Origin of the sequence: Nonomuraea sp. NPDC049695 (assembly GCF_040674955.1) — a bacterium.
In the GTDB taxonomy this organism is placed as follows: domain Bacteria; phylum Actinomycetota; class Actinomycetes; order Streptosporangiales; family Streptosporangiaceae; genus Nonomuraea; species Nonomuraea helvata.
The window spans coordinates 19,231-36,350 of the sequence record NZ_JBFANV010000049.1; the positions used below are offsets into that span (position 1 = coordinate 19,231).

Below are 17,120 nucleotides of genomic sequence, written 5' to 3' on the forward strand. Positions count from 1 at the left end.
ATTGAGTCCGGTTGTGGGGAACTGATCCCCCTGTGAGCCCGACGAGGCCCGCGCGCTCTGAAGCCTTTGCAATGCCCTCTCCGAAAGGACGTTTTGAGTATGAACTTTGACGACCGCGTCGCCCTCGTCACGGGCGCGGGCTCCGGCATCGGTAAGGCGATGGCCGTCGCCTTCGCCAAGGCGGGCGCCCGCGTGGTGGTCTGCGACATCGATGCTGCGACCGCCGGACAGGTTGCCGCCGAGATCGGGGACGCCGCCGTCGCAGCCACCGCCGACATCGGCGACGACTCCTCGGTGGCCGCGCTGGTCGAGACGGCGGTCAGCACGTACGGGCGGATCGACGTGCTGTGCAACAACGCAGGGATCATGGACACCATGGCCCTGCCCGCCGACATCCCGCTCGCCCAGTGGGAACGCGTGCTGCGCGTCAACCTCACCGGTACCTTCTTGGTCACCCACGCCGTCCTGCCGCACATGCTGCGCCAGGGCGGCGGCGCGATCGTCAACACCGCCTCCGAGGCCGGGATCAGGGGCGCCGCGGCCGGCGCCGCCTACACTGCCTCCAAGCACGGCGTGGTCGGCCTGACCAAGAGCGTCGCCTGGGCCTACGCCAAGGACGGCATCCGCTGCAACGCCATACTGCCCGGCCCGACCATGACCAACATCGCCAACGGCGCCACCTTCGACCCGACCGGCAGCGCCCGCCTCGGCCCCGTCCTGGCTCTCGGCGAACGCCTCGCCCAGCCCGAGCAGATGGCCGACGCCGCCCTCTACCTGGCCTCCGACGCCGCCTCCTTCATCAACGGCGCCATCGTCCCAGTGGACGGCGGCTGGTCCGCAGCCTGAGGACAACGATGACATCTCCCATCTCCGCCACCGGTGGAGCGAGCGGCACGACGGTTGAGGACCACACGCTGGACGGCCCACATGGTCCGCTGCCTGTACGCGCCTACCAGCCCGCCCCCGAGGCCGCCAACGGCATCGGCCTTGTCTGGGCCCACGGGGGAGCCTTCATCTTCGGTGACATCGACATGCCCGAGGCGCACGACGTCTCCCTGGCGCTGGCCGCCCAGGGCGTCACGGTCGTTTCGGTCGACTACCGGCTCGCGCCGACCATGCCGGGCACCGCGGAGGCCGGGTTTCCCGAGCATGACGGCGTGCGCTTCCCCGTCGCCTCGGAAGAGGTCCCGGAGGCCTTTCCGCTGGGCCTCGCGGGACGAAGTGCTCCTTGAAGCGGACGGGGATATCTGGCGGGAAGCGCGCACGTCGCAGCAGGACAGCAAACACGTGTCGGTGACACGTGTCTGCAACGAGTATGCTGACGTTAACGGCAGGTATCCACGAGGCTGACAAGAGCTGGCTCCGTAACGGATCCGCAACGGCTCCTTCTCTGCGGAAAGGCCCATGACCTCCCCCGACCCCCAGCTTTCCGCATGCTGCACTCCACGCCGGACGGCCGCCGTGCACGCGGAATCGGCGGCGAAGGTGGTGGCGCGGCACGGCACGCACCTGATCGAGCAGTGCCACATCCCGGCCGGCGCCTTCCGTATGGGCGACCACCTCGGCGACGGCCTGCCCGGAGACGGGGAGACACCGGTCCACGAGGTGACGCTCGACGCCTACGCCATCGACACCACCACCGTCACCAACGCCGACTTCGCCCGCTTCGCCGGCGACACCGGCTACTGCACCGAGGCCGAATGGGAACGCGCCTCGCGCGGCGGCCTCGACGGCGCCCGCTACCCCTGGGGCGACGAACTCCTCGACGACGGCTGGCGGGTCAACATCTGGCAGGGCACCTTCCCCAGGCACAACACCGCCGAGGACGGCTGGCCCGCCACCGCCCCCGTGCGCACCTACCGGCCCAACGCCTTCGGCCTCTGGCAGACGGTGGGCAACGTCTGGGAGTGGTGCGAGGACCCGTTCGATCCGCGCGCGTACGCCAAACGCGCCCGCATGCGGGAGCCGGCGCACAACCCCCGCTCCCGGGTGTCACCGGTGCTGCGGGTACTGCGCGGCGGCTCCTACCTCTGCCACGACTCCTACTGCAACCGCTACCGCAACGCCGCCCGGTCGTCGAACACGCCCGACTCCAGCATGGGCAACGCGGGTTTCCGCACGGTGGCTCTCTGACCTACCGCAACGGACCCTCGTTGCCGAAGGCCAGGGGCAGGAAGCGCTCGGCCATCCGGCGGTACCCGTCCGCGTTCGGGTGCAGGCCGTCGGGCAGGTCGGCGATGTCGTCGGGGCCGAAGAGCGCGAGCCCGTCGAGGACGTGCAGGTGCGTGTCGCCCTCCTTGCGGCGCACGTCCACGTGCTGAGACAGGAGCTCGCGGACGCGTGTCAGCGTGAGCGCGCCGGTGGCCAGGTCAGCGGGTCGTTCGACCACGTGAACCTGGTGGTCGCCTCCCACGTGGGTCGGGCCGGGGTGGTTCTCGGCGGCCGGACAGAGGATCGGGGTGACGATGAGGATCGGCGTGGTGGGATGGCCGTCGCGGACGGTGTCGAGGAAGCCGTGGAAGGCCGAGGTGAAGGCCCGTTCGCGCAGGGAGTCGGCGTTGACGACGTTGATGCCGAGCTCCAGGCTGATCGCGGTCGCGGGCAGGTCGCGGATGGTGCGGGCGACGAACTGGTCGAGGTGGCACTGACCGCCGAGCCCGAGATTCAGCAGGGATCGACCGGCCGCTCTGGCCACCAGCGCCGGCCAGGTGCCGGTCGGGCGGTCGGCTTCCGAGCACTGGCTGATGGAGCTGCCGTGGTGCACCCACAGCGGCTCGTCCACCGGTGCCGGGCGCAGCGACGCTCCACCGGGAATCCGCACGTCCAGCACCTTCAGCGTCGCGGCGGCGGGAAACCAGATCCCGATCCGCCGCTCCTGGCCGCCCTCGCCGAGCTCGAACCTCAAGGTGGCCAGCCCGCCGGGCCGGAAGTCCGTGCCGCCGGTGACAGGATCCAGCAGGATGAGGGTCTGCTGCTCGGTGATCACCGGCTCGCGCAGGTCACCGTCGACCACGAGGTCGAAGGCGGTGCCGGTCACCGGCGTGCCCGGCATCAGGATCTTGGTGAGTTCCACGTCGACCTCCATGATCGAGGCGTCGGTGAGGGCCTCGATGCGCACCCCGGACGGCACGGCGCTCATGAAGTCGAAGGCAAGGTCTCCCAGCCGCGCTCGCGTCGTGGAGGATGAGCGATGGAAGATGACTCCCGTTGCGTCGGCGGTCGTCTCGACGGAGCCTGCGACGCAGGCGAGCACGCCCTTCAGGACGGACTGCATGGGCAAGATCCTCTCGATTAGGGCCGTGTCCGGGCAGGGGAGGGCGACGCCGTCTCCGGCGGCAGGCGGACCGGCCTCAGGTGGATGAGCGCTGGATGACGCGCGGATGGGCGGAAGAGAAGGCCCTACGGGGTTGCGCGTTCGTCAGGACCGCGACCACGGCCTCGGCGTGGTCCCGCGCGATCTCGTGGAGATCATAGGCCACGGTGGTCAGGGGCGGAACCGCGACCTCCGAGGTGGGGATGTCGTCGGCGCCGACCAGCGCGAGGTCGGTGGGGCAGCGCAGGCCGCGCTCGTGGACGCCGGCGAGGACAGCGAAGGCCGTCTCGTCGTTGAAGGCGCACACGCCTGTCACTGCCTGCTCCTTCCAATGCCCGACCGCGAGCGCCGCCTCGGAGGTCTTCAAGCCGACGGTCTGCACCACGGGCGGCTCCAGGCCCGCCTCAGCACATGCGTCCGACACGCCACGCAGCCGGTCGTCGGCCATCTGCCGCAGGGCCGCGTCCGCCGTGAACGCGTAACCGATGCGCCGATGGCCGCGGCCGATGAGATGCTCGGCCTGCACCCGGCCGACCTGCCACAGCGAGGCGTCCTCGTGCGCGAAGGGCAGGACGACGGCGGCACCCGCGTGCCGCAGGGCCTGAGCGGTGTCGGCATCGAACGGATAGAAGCCGATCACGGCCGAGGCGCCCAGCGTGGCACAGACGTCGGGCAGCGGACGGCCGTGCGCCCCTTCCAGATGCGTGACGAGGGTGAGGTTGAAGGCCGCGAGCGCGGTGGCGAGCTCCTCGACGAAGCGGCTGATGCTCGGCCCAATGGGCAGGTCGGGGACGGACAGCAGAGCGATGTCGCTGCGGCCGGACCGCAGCGCCCGCGCCCAGGCGTGCGGGCGGTAACCCAGCCGCTCGGCCGCCTCCATGACGCGACGCCTGGTCTCCTCGGGGATCGACTGGCCCGGCGCGTCGTTGAGCACGACGCTCACCGTGGTGCGGGAGACGCCGGCCTCGCGGGCCACGTCGGTGCTGGTGATCCTTCTGGCAGGTCGCGTCATGAATCCTCACGTCGCAGGCGGGGGCGGGCTCTCCATCTTAGGCGGCGCGGATGACACGTGTCTGTCGAGGATGGGCACTGGAAGGGCTGTTGCGGATCCGTTACGGGAGTCTCTCTTGTCAGCCCCGGGATACCTCCTGTTAACGTCATCCCCATCGGTACAGACACGTGTCACCTGCACGTGTCTGTGAGACACCTCGGCAGTCGCCCCATCGCCCTTCGCCCCCACGGCACCGCCGCCCCGTCACCCAAGGAACGTGCGTGCACAAGACGAACCACGAGCTCAAGGTTCATCAAACCGACCGCGCGCCCGGTCAGGCCGAGCCGATGGAGTCCCTGCCCCTAAGCAGGTGCGTCGCGATGAGCGGCAACCTGCCCGACCTCGACCGCCTGCTCGACAAGAGCGCCGCCACCAGCCGCTGACCTTCTCCATCCCTGCGAATGCCGCACTCATCCCCCTGCGAGGTTCCCATGGCATTCACCCACGCCGACCAGCCGCCCTTCGATCCACCGGCCGGTACCGGCCCCGTCGTCGGGCGGACCGGCGAAGACGATCTGCCGAAGGTGGGCGCCTCCTACATCTGGCTGCTCGTCCTGGCCGTGTTCGGCTCCTACATGGCGCTGGTCACGCCCATCTCGATCTCGCTCGCGATCAAGGTGGAACAACTCGCGCCCGCCAACGAGGAGTACCTCGGATACATCACCGGCGCCGGCGCCTTCACCGCCCTGATCGCCTCGCCGCTGCTCGGCATGCTCAGCGACCGTACCCGCAGCCGGTTCGGCCGCCGCCGGCCGTACATCGTCGGGCTCACCGTCGTCGGGTCCCTGGCCCTGGTGGTGATGGCGCAGGCGTCGAGCATCCTCGTGCTCGGCCTCGGCTGGATGCTGGCGCAGCTCGGCTGGGGCGGCATCATGGGCCTGCTGATCGCCTCCCAGGCTGACCGGCTGCCGGAGTCGCAGCGCGGCAAGGTGTCCGGGCTCAGCGGGGTCGTCCAGCAGCTCGCGCCGGTCTCCGGCACCATGATGGCCGGCGGGCTCGCCGGCAACCATCTCCTGTTGTTCCTGGTGCCGGGAGGCATCGGCGTGCTGGCCATGGTGGCGTTCGCCTGTTTCGTCCGCGAGCCGGACAGCCGCGACCTGCCCGCCACCACCACCCGGCTGACCGTCCTGTCGCTGGTACGTGTCTACCTGTTCGATCCACGCCAGAACCCCGACTTCGCCTGGAACTGGCTCGGCAGGCTGCTGTTCATGACCGGCCTGACCTTCAACACCACCTTCACCGCGTTCTTCCTGGCCGACCGGATGGACGTGAGCGTGGCCGAGGTGGCGGGCATCATCGCCGTCTTCGGGCTCGGCGGCATCATCGCCGCGTCGGCGGGCGCCATCGGCGGTGGCTTCCTGTCCGACAAGCTGCGCCGCCGCCGCGTCTTCGTGCTGCTCGGCGGCGCCGTGGTGGCCGTAGGCGCCGTCGTGATGGCGCTGTCGTCCAGCGTGCCGGTGATCCTGGGGTGTTCGATCCTGGTCAGCTTCGGCATCGGCATCTTCTCCGCCGTGGACATGGCGCTCGCCCTGGACGTGCTGCCCGACCGGGACGCCGAGGCCGGCCGCTACGTCGGCATCGTGGGCTTCTCCACCTCCCTCGCGCAGGGGGTCGCACCCCTCATCGCGCCGCTGATCCTGGCCATCGGCGCCAGCGGGGGAGAGAAGAACTACACCCTGCTCTACCTGATCGCCGGTGCGCTCACCCTGGCCAGCGGCCTGGTGGTGCTGCTGCGCGTCAAGTCCGTCCGCTGACATCTCTGTAACAAGGAGCACGCGTGATCCGCACGTCCTTCAACGACGGCTGGCAGGTGCGGCCGAAGGTCAATCCCTTCGCCGAACTCGCCGGGGTGGTGGTCCCGTACCGGGAGGTGACGCTGCCGCACGACGCCATGATCGAGCAGCCGCGCGTGCCCTCCGAGGAGGGCGCGGCGGGGGCGTACTTCCCCGGCGGGGTGTACGAGTACCGCAAGACGTTCTTCGTCCCGAAGGAACACCAGGGCAAGCGGATCGCGATCGAGTTCGAGGGCGTCTACCGCGACGCCACCGTGTTCATCAACGGCGACTACGCGGGCCAGCGCCCCTACGGCTACTCCCTCTTCCGCATCGACGCCAACCGGTTCCTGCGCTACGGCCAGGACAACGAGATCCGCGTCGAGTGCCGCGCCCACCAGGACTCGCGCTGGTACACCGGTGCCGGCATCTACCGTGACACGTGGCTGCTGGTCGGCGATCTGGTCCGGATCGCGCCGGACGGCGTCCGGGTCACCACCCCGGACATCGACGCGGAGCGGGCAGTGGTCGAGGTTGCCACCACCGTGGTCAACGACTCGATCGCGATCCACACGGCCGACCTGGTCGTCGAGCTGCGCGACGCCGCCGGGACCATGGTGGCGTCCGGCGCCTCGCAGGTGACCGTGCTGCCCGGTGAGCCCGCGACCGCCCGCCAGCGGCTCTACGTGCGCAACCCCGCCTTGTGGAGCCCCGACACGCCCGCCCTGTACACCTGCGACGTCACGCTGACCGGCCTCGACTCCGAGCGGGTGACCTTCGGCATCCGGTCGCTGCGCCTCGACCCGGAGCACGGATTCCGGCTGAACGGCGAGAGCGTCAAGCTACGCGGCGCGTGCGTGCACCACGACAACGGCGTCCTCGGCGCGGCCACCTACGCCCGCGCCGAGGAGCGCCGGGTGGAGATCCTCAAGGAGGCCGGATTCAACGCCATCCGCATCTCCCACCAGCCGATGAGCAAGGCCATGCTGGACGCCTGCGACCGGCTCGGCGTGCTCGTCGTGGACGAGACCTTCGACATGTGGATCTCAGCCAAGAGCCCGTACGACTACAGCCTGAACTTCCCCGAATGGTGGGAACGCGACGTCGAGGCCATGGTCGCCAAGGACTTCAACCATCCCAGCGTCATCATGTACTCGATCGGCAACGAGATCCCCGAGACCGGCACCCCGTCCGGCGCCACCTGGGGACGCAGACTCGCCGAGAAGGTCCGCGCCCTGGACGGCACCCGCTACATCACCAACGCCGTCAACAACATGCTCGCCGTCATGTCCGAACTGGGCGCCTTCATGCAGCAGGCCGCTGCCGACGATGGCGCGGGCATCAACACGCTCATGGCCGACGCCAGCGACGCGATGAACGCCGTCGCCGCCTCCGACCTGGTGACCGAACGCACCGCCGAGTCCTACGCCGTGCTCGACGTGGCCGGCATGAACTACTCCGACAGCCGCTACGCCCTCGACCGCGAGAAGCTCCCGGACCGCATCATCCTGGGCACCGAGACCTTCCCCACCCGCATCGACCGCCTGTGGGCGCAGGTGCAGCAGCACAGCACGGTGATCGGCGACTTCACCTGGACGGGCTGGGACTACCTGGGCGAAGTCGGCATCGGCCGCCCGCAGTACGCCGCCCCGGACGGCGAGCGGCCGCCGCACAACGCGCCGTACCCGTACCTGCTGGCCGGCTGCGGCGACATCGACATCACCGGCCACCGCCGCCCCGTCTCCTACTACCGCGAGATCGTCTACGGCCTGCGCACCGAGCCGTACCTGGTCGTCCAGCGGCCGGAGCATCACGGCAAGACGTGGACCGGGAGCCCTTGGGCCTGGAGCGACACCCTCGCGAGCTGGACCTGGCCCGGCCACGAAGGCGCGCCCATTGTGGTCGAGGTCTACAGCGACGCCGACGAAGTTGAGGTGCTCGTCAACGGCCGCTCCCTCGGACGTCGGCCGGTGGAGAGCTTCCGCGTCGCGTTCGAGACCACCTACGAACCCGGCGAGGTGACCGCCATCGCCTACCGCAACGGTACGGAGACCGGCCGTGACCTGCTTCGTTCCGCCACCGGGCCGGTACGGCTGCGCGCCGAGACCGACCGCCCCACGGTCTCGGCGGCAGGCGGTGACCTCGCCTACGTCACCCTCACCCTGACTGACGCCGAAGGCACGCTGCACACCGGTGCGGACCGGCCGGTCACTGTGGAGGTCTCCGGTGACGGCGTGCTGGCGGGTTTCGGCAGCGCTGACCCCTCGACCGAGGAACGCTTCGACGCCACCGAGCGCCGCACCTACGAGGGCCGCGCCCTGGCCGTCGTCCGCCCCACCGGCCCGGGCAAGATCCGCCTGCTCGCCACCGCCCCGGACTGCGACCCGGCCGAGATCGTCATCACTGCCAGCTGAACCGTAATTGGGAGAAATACCATGGCTGAGCCCCGTTATCTTGATCCAGCGCTGTCCGTCGAGGAGCGCGTCACCGACCTCCTGCCCCGCCTCACCCTGGAGGAGAAGGCGGGACAGTTGACCCAGTTCTTCTACTTCCGTGACGCTCAGGAGGTCCCCGACGACTTCGACCTCGACTCGCTGCCGCCGGAGCACCAGGTGTTCGCCAAGCAGCCGGCGATGGTGGAGGAGGCCATCGGCAGCGGCCGGGCTGGCTCGATGTTGTTCGTGAAGAACGCCGCGACCGCGAACCGGCTGCAGCGCCTGGCCGTCGAGCAGAGCCGTCTGGGCATCCCGCTGCTGTTCGGCTTCGACGTCATCCACGGGCTGCGCACCATCTTCCCGGTGCCGATCGCGCAGGCGGCCAGCTGGTGTCCGGCGACCATCGAAGCCGCGCAGGCCGCCGCAGCCCGGGAAGCGCGCGCCGCCGGCATCCACTGGACGTTCGCACCGATGATCGACATCTCCCGGGACCCCCGCTGGGGACGGATCATCGAAGGGCCGGGGGAGGACCCGTACCTCGGCTCCGCCGTCGCCGCCGCGCAGGTGCGGGGGTTCCAGGGTGACCTGGGCGACGGCCGCATCGTCGCCGGGCCCAAGCACCTGGCGGGGTACGGGGCGGCCCGCGGCGGACGCGACTACGACGACGCCGAGATCTCCGACTCCGAGCTGTGGAACGTCTACCTGCCGCCGTTCCGGGCCGCCGTCGAGGCGGGAGCGCTCAACGTGATGAGCGCGTACATGGATCTCAACGGCGTCCCGGCCTCCGGCAACCGGTGGTTGCTGACCGAGGTGCTGCGCGAGGAGATGGGCTTCGACGGGTTCGTGGTCTCCGACGCCAACGCCGTGCGATCCCTTGAGGTCCAGCACTTCGCCAGGGACCTCACCGACGCGGCGGCCCGCGCGGTCAACGCCGGGCTCGACATGGAGATGTGCATGTTCGACCCCGCCTTCGCGCACCTGCCCGAAGCGGTGGACCAAGGACTGGTCGAGGAAGAGGCGATCGATCAGGCTGTACGCCGGGTTCTGGCGATCAAGTTCCGGCTGGGCCTGTTCGAGAACCCGTACACGGACGAGACGTCCTCATTCGACCTCGCCGAGCACCAGGAGTCGGCGCGGATGGCGGCCGAACGCGGCATCGTCCTGCTCAAGAACGACGGCGATACGCTGCCGCTGGACACCGGGGCGCTCACCTCCGTGGCCGTCATCGGGGAACTGGCCGACAGCAAACGCGACACCTTGGGGCCCTGGGTCTTCGCGCACGACACCGACGAGACCGTCTCGATCCTCGAAGGCCTGCACGCCCGCCTCGGCGACCGGATCCAGGTCCGGTACGCGCCCGGCGCGGGCATCCCGCCTCGGACGTTCCCGTCAGTGTTCGACCAGATGGACCCCACGATCGTCGCCACCGGTGCCGACCACGACGACGACGCGGAGATTGCTCGCGCGGTCGAGCTGGCCGCCGCCTCAGAGGTCGCGATCGTCGTGGTGGGCCAGCGGCAGAACCAGATCGGCGAGAACGCGTCGTCGGCGACCCTGGACCTGCCCGGCCGGCAGCTCGAACAGCTGCAGCGGATCGTCGCCACGGGCACGCCGGTGATGCTGGTCGTGATGTCCGGCCGCCCGCTCGACCTGCGCTGGGCTGACGCGCACGTGCCCGCCATCGTCCAGGCCTGGTACCTCGGCACGCGCGGCGGCGAGGCCGTGGCCGCGGTGCTGGCCGGTGACGTCTCCCCGGCCGGGCGGCTGCCGTTCACCTGGCCCCGCCACGCAGGCCAAGTCCCGATGATCTACGCGCACCACCGCACCTTCGCCCCGCAGGACCAGCACAAACGCTACTGGGAGGAGGAGAGCACCCCGCTGTACCCGTTCGGGCACGGCCTGTCCTACGCCGAGTTCACCTACTCCGATCTGCGGGTCGAGCACGACGCCATCGCCGTCGGCGAGACGACCACGGTGTCGGTCGAGGTGACCAACACCGCCGAGCGGGAGGCCGACGAGGTCGTCCAGCTCTACATCCACCAGCGTTACGGGAGCGCGTCCCGCCCCGTGCGTGAACTGAAGGGTTTCCAGCGGATCACCCTCGCGCCGGGCGAGACGCGCAAGGTGACCTTCCGGCTCGGGCCGGAGGAACTGTCGTACTGGAACGCCGCCGCCCGCCGCGTCGTGCAAGACGCCACCACGTTCGACCTCTACGTCGGCGGCAGCTCCACCGCCGAGACGGCGGCCGTCCTGGAGGTCAAGTGAGCGACAGCGTGATCGACCGGGAGGCCGTCGTCCGGCGGCACACCGTCGAGATCACCGAGCCGGATCCGGCGGCCGTGCTGACCGTGGGCAGCGGTGACTTCGCCTACACCGCCGACATCACCGGCATGCAGACCTTCACCGCCTTCCACGACCAGGCCACCGCGATGGGTGAAGGGCGGCTCGCGGTGAACACCGCGACCATGTCGACCTGGGGCTGGCACTCCATGCCGAACCCGGACGGATACGTGCTCGACGACGCGATGTCCACCTACGACAGCCCGCGCGGCCCGGTCGAATATCCCGACAAGTTCGATATGAGCACGATGATGGGCGGCGAGATCCCGCCGGAGTACCGCGCCGGAGCCTGGCTGAACGTCAACCCGCACCGGCTCGACCTCGGCCGCATCGGGCTCGTGCTCCGCCCGAGCGCCGGAGCGGCGGCTGAGGACGATCCGGCCGTCCTGGAGAATTCGCGGCAACGCCTCGACCCGTGGACCGGCACCATCACCAGCGCCTTCGCCTATGCCGGACACCAGGTGCAGGTGACCACGGTCGCCGACCCGCACCGCGCCCGGGTGGCCTTCCGCATCGAATCGGACTTGCTCGCTACCGGCCAGGCCGGCATCGCCATTCGTTTCCCCTACGCCAGTGACGGCTTCTTCGCCACGTCCGACTGGACCGCCTCCGACCGGCACACCACCACGCTGCAGCCCCTCAACGACCGCGCCTGCCGCTTCGAGCGGGTGCTCGACGACACCGCGTACGTGCTGCGCCTGGACTGGTCGGAAGGCAACGTCCGCGCCACCGCTGAGCCGCACACCTTCGAGCTTCGCACCTCGGCCACCACGCTGGAGCTCGTGGCCACCTTCGCCCCGAGCGACGGCGGCGTCCTCGGCCGCGGCGAGTTCCTGACCATCGAAGGCGCCGCCACGGCCTGGTGGCGGCAGTTCTGGACCACCGGCGCCGCCATCGACTTCGCCGGCAGCACCGACCCGCGCGCCGCCGAACTCGAACGCCGCATCGTCCTGTCGCAGTACCTGAGCGCGATCAACTGCTCCGGCACCACTCCGCCCCAGGAGACGGGACTCATCACCAACTCCTGGAGCGGCAAGTTCCACCTGGAGATGCACTTTTGGCACGCCGCTCACTTCGCCACCTGGGGCCGCCCCGAACTGCTCAAACGCAGCCTCGACTGGTACCTGTCCATCCTCGACATCGCCCGCGAGACCGCCCGCCGCCAGCACTACGCCGGAGCCCGCTGGCCGAAACAGGTCGGCCCGGACGGCCGTGAAAGCCCGTCCGACATCGGCGCCCTGCTCATCTGGCAACAGCCACACCCCCTCTACCTGCTCGAACTGCTCTACCGCAGCAAGCCCTCGCCCGAGCTGGTGACCCGCTTCGCCGAACTGGTGGAGGAGACGGCCACGTTCATGGCCTCCTTCGTCGAGGAGCGCGATGGCGCCTACCACCTGCCTGCCCCGCTCGTCCCGGCCCAGGAGTTCTACGACGCCAAGACCACCGAGGACCCCACGTTCGAGCTGGCTTACTGGTGGTGGGGGCTGGAGATCGCCCAGTCCTGGCGGGAACGCCTCGGCCTCAAGCGCGAGGAGAACTGGCAGCACATCCAGGACAACCTGGCCCGGCCCCACCAGCGCGACGGCGTCTACACCGCCATCGCCACTGAGCCCTATCTGCGCCGCGACGACCACCCATCCCTGCTCTGCGCCCTCGGGGTCGTACCACCCACCCCGCTCATCGACCCGGCCGTCATGGAGGCCACCCTCCTCTACGTCCGCGACCACTGGGACTGGAACAGCGCCTGGGGCTGGGACTTCCCCGTCATGGCCATGACCGCCACCCGCCTCGGCCGCCCCGACCTGGCCATCGACGCGCTGCTCATGGACACCGGCAAGAACGCCTACCTGCCGACCGGCCACAGCCCGCAGATCGGCAGTCTGCTCCCGATCTATCTCCCCGCCAACGGTGGCCTGCTAGGCGCCGTCTCCCTCATGGCCGCCGGCTGGGACGGCGCGGACACCGACTGCCCGGGCTTCCCCCGCGACGGCGGCTGGCGGGTGCGCCACGAAGGCTTCACAGCCTGGCCCTGACGACGTGTCCCATAGGACTGTCCGCGCAGCCTGCGGGCGGTCCTGCCCTCCTGTTTCGCTTGAGGAGTCCGCATGCAGCACCACGACGAAACCCTTGGCAAGTACCTCGCCGGCGTTCGCCCCCTTGGCAAGTACCTCGCCGGCGTTCGCCGGCGACCACATGTGCTCGCGGTGATCCTGAGCGGATCGGTCGCCCGGGGTGACGAGCGTGAAGACTCTGACGCCGACGTCTATCTGGTCGTGACCGACGAGAGCTTCGAGGAGGCACGGAAGGCCGGCGCATTGAGCACGGTGCGCCACGATGTGGCCACCTACTCCGACGGGTACATCGACGTGAAGGTCATCTCACTGGGTTATCTCGACGCGGCGGCCGAGCGCGCGGAGGAGCCGGCGCGGGCGCCGTTCCAGTACGCGCGGGTGGCGTGGTCGCGCGTCGAAGGACTTCACGAGAGGATCTCCCGGATCGCGGCCCTGCCGGAAGCGGAGTGGCGGCGACGGGAGCAGTCCCACATCGCGGCGGCACGCCTGTACGGCGGCTACTTCCTACCGCAGGCCGACAAGCTCGATGATCCACTTCTGCGTCAGTGGGCGGCACTCCACCTGGTGACCGCGGCCGGACGGGCGCTGCTGGCCCGGCAGCACGTGCTGTTCGAGGGACCGAAATACCTCTCCCGCGCCGTCCGAGAGATTGATCGCCCGACCGAGTACGACGCGCTGGTGGAACAACTGCTGGCCGCACCACGCCCCGAGACCGCCTTCGCGCTGCTCGGCGCCCTGGAAAGCCACCAGCCCGCAGGGCTCGGCTGTGAGGAGACGCTCGGGCGATTCGTGCAAGACGACGAGCTCGCCTGGTTCTTCAGCACCCCACCGCCCGAGCGGTACTGAGTCCGTTGCCTGGCCGCACGGCGTTGCGCGCGACCGCCGACATCTGCCTGAGAATCAGACGCAGCCGGCTTTCTCGCCGAAGGCCATGTGGACGCCGCCGACGGCGGGGGTGGGGTCGGCCGGGGCGTAGTAGCCGTCGGGGATGAGCCGGCTGGCGGCTCGGCCGCCAGGGCCCCACCCGGCTGGAGGTCGAAGCGCTGCGGGTCGTACCCCGGTGGCGGCCAGGACGGGAAGTCGCGCCACTTGTCCTCGCCCATCACGGACAGGCATACAGTGGCGCGTTCGGCCGGCTGCTCGCCCCGTGCCAGAGCCAGCTCGAAGTCGAGGGCCTCGGCGGTGTAGGTATGTCCCACGTCCATGGAGATATGGACCCAAGGGGCGACGGTGAGGCGGACGGGAGAGCGCCCGGCGTCCAGAAGGGTCCGGTAGTCGCGGAGCTGGCCGCGCAGGAAGATGTCGTATCAGCCGCTGATGGAGCTCACCGGCACGGTGATGTCGGCAACCCGGTGGCGGTGGTCGAAGCTCTGCCAGAACGGCGCGTCGGCGTCGTGAAGGAGGATGTTCTGGATGTAGTCGTCGCGGTGGTCCCATCGCGGTGGTGTCGGCCTGGTTCAACGGGAGCGTGCGCAGGGCGCGTTGGACCTTCTTCCCTCCCAAGAGCTGGCGCACCATGCCGAGCTTGCGTTCCTGGCCGGCGACTGGGACGTCCCAGACGAACGGGGCCTCCAGGGAGAACGAGTCCGAGCGGAGGAAGTCCAGGGTGAGAGCCGACTCGGAGACTCCCGGGATGATGGCCTTGACCTGGGGTGGCACGGCGTCGGTGACCGCCCACTGGTGGAAGCCGCTGGAGCTGGCGGCGAACAGGATGATCGACTCGCCGAACCAGGGCTGCTTGATCATCCAGTCGATCGTGTCGAGGCCGTCCTCGCGCTCGCAGCGCAGAGGATCGAAGGCCCCGCCGGAGCCGAAAGGCGCCGCGCGTGCTCTGGATGAGGACCTGGAAGCCGCGTTCGGCCAGCGGCCGGGCCATCGGGGCCGCGGTCATGGCGGCCCGCCTAGCAATGGGAGCACCGGGGCCCTGTCAGGTGCCGGATGCAAGTGTGAGGCCGAGAGGCGATAAAGCCTCCGAGCAGCTGCCGGACGGTCGGCTGCGGGTCCGCGCGGAGGGTGTCTTGGACAGTGCCCGGATCCACGCCTAAAACACTCCAGGCGGCGGCTGCATGGTGCCGGATGCACGGGAGGCTCTGGAAGAAAGGTTCGTCAGCGGGAGGGCGCAGGTAACCGACCCCGCGCGCGGCGTGAATACCGGTGTCCAGGTGGGTTGCCTGACCATGCAAGGCACGCCCGTCGCCATGATGGCGCCAGCCGAGACAGAGGTCATTGGCTACTTTGGGGCTGGGGACTCTTCGGAAGCGGAGGGCCGAGACGGCCCGTTCCGCGAGCAGCTCCGCCACGGCGATGAGCAGGCCGCCGAACACGAGCAGCTGAAATCTCGACGACGAGCGGCTCCACCACGTCGACGATGCGACGCTGGGGGCGACCGAGATGCTGTGGGAGCGGACCGCGCGTGTGGGCCGCCTGCCGTAGCTTGAGAGGTATGGGCGGACGGGCGCGGCACTCAGGCGGCAGGAGACCGCAGCGCGCACCGAAAGCGCTCATCGCAGTGTCCGGGGCGACCATGCTGTGCAGCGTGCTGTCGAACTTCGATTCCTGGCCCACCTGGCACCAGCTCATGTTCGGACTGGCGGCAGTCGCGGGAGCTGCGGCGATGGCTCTGCCTGACGGGCGTCATCTTCAAAAAATCCGGTTCAGTGCGTGGCCTTCAAAAAAAATCACCTATTGAAGGATTATTGGACTGTTCAACAATCCGTGAGGTGGTGTCGGCGTTGCCACGACACCGCGCTCGCCCCGGCGCAGCGAGGGGACCTTCGACCTGGCCGCCGCCGACGCGGAAAGCCAGCGCCCGTGCAATTCGTGGCCGCCCGGCAGCGCCCTGCGCGGGCCAAGCTGTACCGGATCATGCTGGACGAGCTCGGCGCTCGGCTACCACCGCGCTGGAGCAGTTGCGTACGCGCTTGGACGAACAATTCGGCGAAGTCCAGGCGCGCTTGACCAGCATCGAGGCAGCAGCCAACGACGAACTCGCCGCCCGCAGAGCAGAACCACGCGATCACTGAGTCGCAGACGACGGTCTCAAGCGCAGCTCAGGCGGGGGTTCCACAAATCCGACCGCGAATGAGGAAGATCACTGCGCCGGGGGCGGGACGGGGTCGCGTCCTCGGAGCGGTGTAAAAGGCTCAACGAGGTAGGTGCCGTGGGTTGATCTTAGGCGGCGGCCGTCTCGGGTGTCGAGTCGGTCGCTGAGGTGGCTGCCGGTTGGAGCTTGGTGGGCGGAGACAGCAGGGCCCGGCGCAGGTCCTGCAGTGTGCGCAGGCCCTTGCTGGTCATGGTGAAGCCGCGCCAGCCGCGGGCGGCGCGATCCAGCACTGCCCAGACCAGGGAGACGCAGGAGGTCTCGCCGGGGAAGCGGCCGATGACCTTGACGCGGCGGCGGGTCTCGCCGAAGGTGCGCTCGATGAAGTTGGAATGGCGGATGCGCTTGTGATGCTCGGGTGGGAAGCGCAGGTAGGTCGTTAGCGAGGCGCGGTCGGCCAGCAGGCTCTTGATCGCGGCCGGGTAGCGTGCGCCCCACTTATCGGCGAAGGCGTCGATGCGCCGCTGGACCCACTCCACCAGAGGCTGGCCCGGCTCGGCCTGCTCGCCCAGGCTGCTGGTGTCGAAGATGTCCCAGTAGGCGGCCTTGACCTCGGCCTGGTCACCGGCGCTGACCTTGGACAGCACGTTGCGGCATTTGTGGATCACACAGCGCTGGCGCAGCGAGCGGGGAAAGACCTGTTCAGCGGCGCTGATGAGGCCGGGTGCGCCGTCGGAGATGAGCAGGAGCGGCGGGCGCAGGCCGCGGCCGGCCAGGTCGGTGAGGAAGTCGTGCCAGGCGTCGGTGGACTCGGCGGCTGCGGCGGACAGCCCGACGAAGACAGGCTTGCCGTCGCATGTGATGCCCCAGGCGGCCAGGACCGGCTCGGCCCGCCGGCTCCTCGGTCCACACCCGGCGCGCCTACCGCGGCGACCTGATTGCCTTCGCCGCCCATCACGGCGAGGGCATCGGCGAGCTGACCGCCGCGCCGGTCCGCGCGTATCTGGCCGAGCTCGCCAAGTTGTCGCCGGCCAGCCGCAAGCGCAAGCGCGCCGCCGTCGCCTCCTTCGCCAAGTGGGCGGTCCGCCACGACCTCC

At 69.7% G+C, this 17,120-nt stretch carries 14 protein-coding genes and 2 pseudogenes; 11 read left to right on the top strand and 5 right to left on the bottom strand.

Features of this window, described 5'->3' with window-relative positions; genetic code table 11:
- Positions 1-99 precede the first annotated feature (99 nt).
- The 3 genes from AB0J64_RS33965 (at position 100) to AB0J64_RS33975 (ending at position 2,133) form a co-directional block, all read left to right on the top strand.
- A complete protein-coding gene (locus AB0J64_RS33965; protein WP_364036179.1) occupies positions 100-846 on the top strand; it encodes a glucose 1-dehydrogenase in 747 nt (248 codons plus the stop codon).
- 8 nt (positions 847-854) lie between these two features.
- Positions 855-1,232 carry an alpha/beta hydrolase fold domain-containing protein gene (locus AB0J64_RS33970; RefSeq protein ID WP_364036182.1) on the top strand — a complete coding sequence of 126 codons (378 nt, stop codon included), beginning with the start codon at positions 855-857 and terminating at the stop codon, positions 1,230-1,232.
- Between the two features lie 172 nt (positions 1,233-1,404).
- Positions 1,405-2,133, top strand: coding sequence for an SUMF1/EgtB/PvdO family nonheme iron enzyme (locus AB0J64_RS33975; RefSeq protein ID WP_364036185.1), 729 nt, complete (start codon positions 1,405-1,407; stop codon positions 2,131-2,133).
- Position 2,134: 1 nt separating this feature from the next.
- On the opposite strand, the gene AB0J64_RS33980 is transcribed toward AB0J64_RS33975, so the two are convergent.
- Complete coding sequence (locus AB0J64_RS33980; protein WP_364036188.1) at positions 2,135-3,274, bottom strand: SGNH/GDSL hydrolase family protein; 1,140 nt, start codon at positions 3,272-3,274, stop codon at positions 2,135-2,137.
- A 76-nt stretch (positions 3,275-3,350) separates the two neighbouring features.
- The gene (locus AB0J64_RS33985) at positions 3,351-4,325 is read right to left on the bottom strand and encodes a LacI family DNA-binding transcriptional regulator (RefSeq protein WP_364036191.1); all 975 of its coding nucleotides are present in this window, start codon (positions 4,323-4,325) and stop codon (positions 3,351-3,353) included.
- Between the two features lie 260 nt (positions 4,326-4,585).
- Here AB0J64_RS33985 and AB0J64_RS33990 point away from each other — a divergent pair, with 260 nt between their 5' ends.
- The 6 genes from AB0J64_RS33990 (at position 4,586) to AB0J64_RS34015 (ending at position 13,829) form a co-directional block, all read left to right on the top strand.
- Positions 4,586-4,747: a hypothetical protein gene (locus AB0J64_RS33990; protein WP_364036194.1), complete on the top strand. Its 162-nt coding sequence runs from the start codon at positions 4,586-4,588 to the stop codon at positions 4,745-4,747.
- A gap of 48 nt (positions 4,748-4,795) precedes the next feature.
- Complete coding sequence (locus tag AB0J64_RS33995; protein WP_364036197.1) at positions 4,796-6,118, top strand: MFS transporter; 1,323 nt, start codon at positions 4,796-4,798, stop codon at positions 6,116-6,118.
- Between the two features lie 23 nt (positions 6,119-6,141).
- On the top strand, positions 6,142-8,550 hold the full coding sequence (locus AB0J64_RS34000) for a glycoside hydrolase family 2 TIM barrel-domain containing protein (RefSeq protein ID WP_364036200.1): 2,409 nt from the start codon (positions 6,142-6,144) through the stop codon (positions 8,548-8,550).
- Between the two features lie 21 nt (positions 8,551-8,571).
- Entirely contained in the window at positions 8,572-10,836 is a 2,265-nt protein-coding gene (locus tag AB0J64_RS34005; protein ID WP_364036203.1) for a glycoside hydrolase family 3 N-terminal domain-containing protein, read from the top strand.
- Positions 10,833-12,944, top strand: coding sequence for a hypothetical protein (locus tag AB0J64_RS34010; protein WP_364036206.1), 2,112 nt, complete (start codon positions 10,833-10,835; stop codon positions 12,942-12,944). Before AB0J64_RS34005 ends, AB0J64_RS34010 begins: the two co-directional genes overlap by 4 nt.
- Positions 12,945-13,016: 72 nt before the next feature.
- The gene (locus tag AB0J64_RS34015; protein WP_364036209.1) at positions 13,017-13,829 is read left to right on the top strand and encodes a nucleotidyltransferase domain-containing protein; all 813 of its coding nucleotides are present in this window, start codon (positions 13,017-13,019) and stop codon (positions 13,827-13,829) included.
- A 54-nt stretch (positions 13,830-13,883) separates the two neighbouring features.
- Here AB0J64_RS34015 and AB0J64_RS34020 read toward each other — a convergent pair whose 3' ends face one another.
- Together AB0J64_RS34020 and AB0J64_RS34025 are read right to left on the bottom strand one after the other, a co-directional pair.
- Complete coding sequence (locus tag AB0J64_RS34020; RefSeq protein WP_364036212.1) at positions 13,884-14,072, bottom strand: hypothetical protein; 189 nt, start codon at positions 14,070-14,072, stop codon at positions 13,884-13,886.
- 477 nt (positions 14,073-14,549) lie between these two features.
- A pseudogene (locus AB0J64_RS34025) lies at positions 14,550-14,786 on the bottom strand (CocE/NonD family hydrolase); the annotation flags it as partial.
- Between the two features lie 733 nt (positions 14,787-15,519).
- On the opposite strand from AB0J64_RS34025, the gene AB0J64_RS34030 reads away from it, so the two are divergent.
- Complete coding sequence (locus tag AB0J64_RS34030; RefSeq protein WP_364036215.1) at positions 15,520-15,672, top strand: hypothetical protein; 153 nt, start codon at positions 15,520-15,522, stop codon at positions 15,670-15,672.
- Between the two features lie 482 nt (positions 15,673-16,154).
- Here the strand turns inward: AB0J64_RS34030 and AB0J64_RS34035 are convergent, their stop codons facing one another.
- A complete protein-coding gene (locus AB0J64_RS34035) occupies positions 16,155-16,901 on the bottom strand; it encodes a transposase (protein ID WP_364036329.1) in 747 nt (248 codons plus the stop codon).
- Between the two features lie 32 nt (positions 16,902-16,933).
- Between AB0J64_RS34035 and AB0J64_RS34040 the strand changes: the two are divergent.
- A pseudogene (locus tag AB0J64_RS34040) lies at positions 16,934-17,098 on the top strand (site-specific integrase); the annotation flags it as partial.
- Between the last annotated feature and the right edge of the window lie 22 nt (positions 17,099-17,120).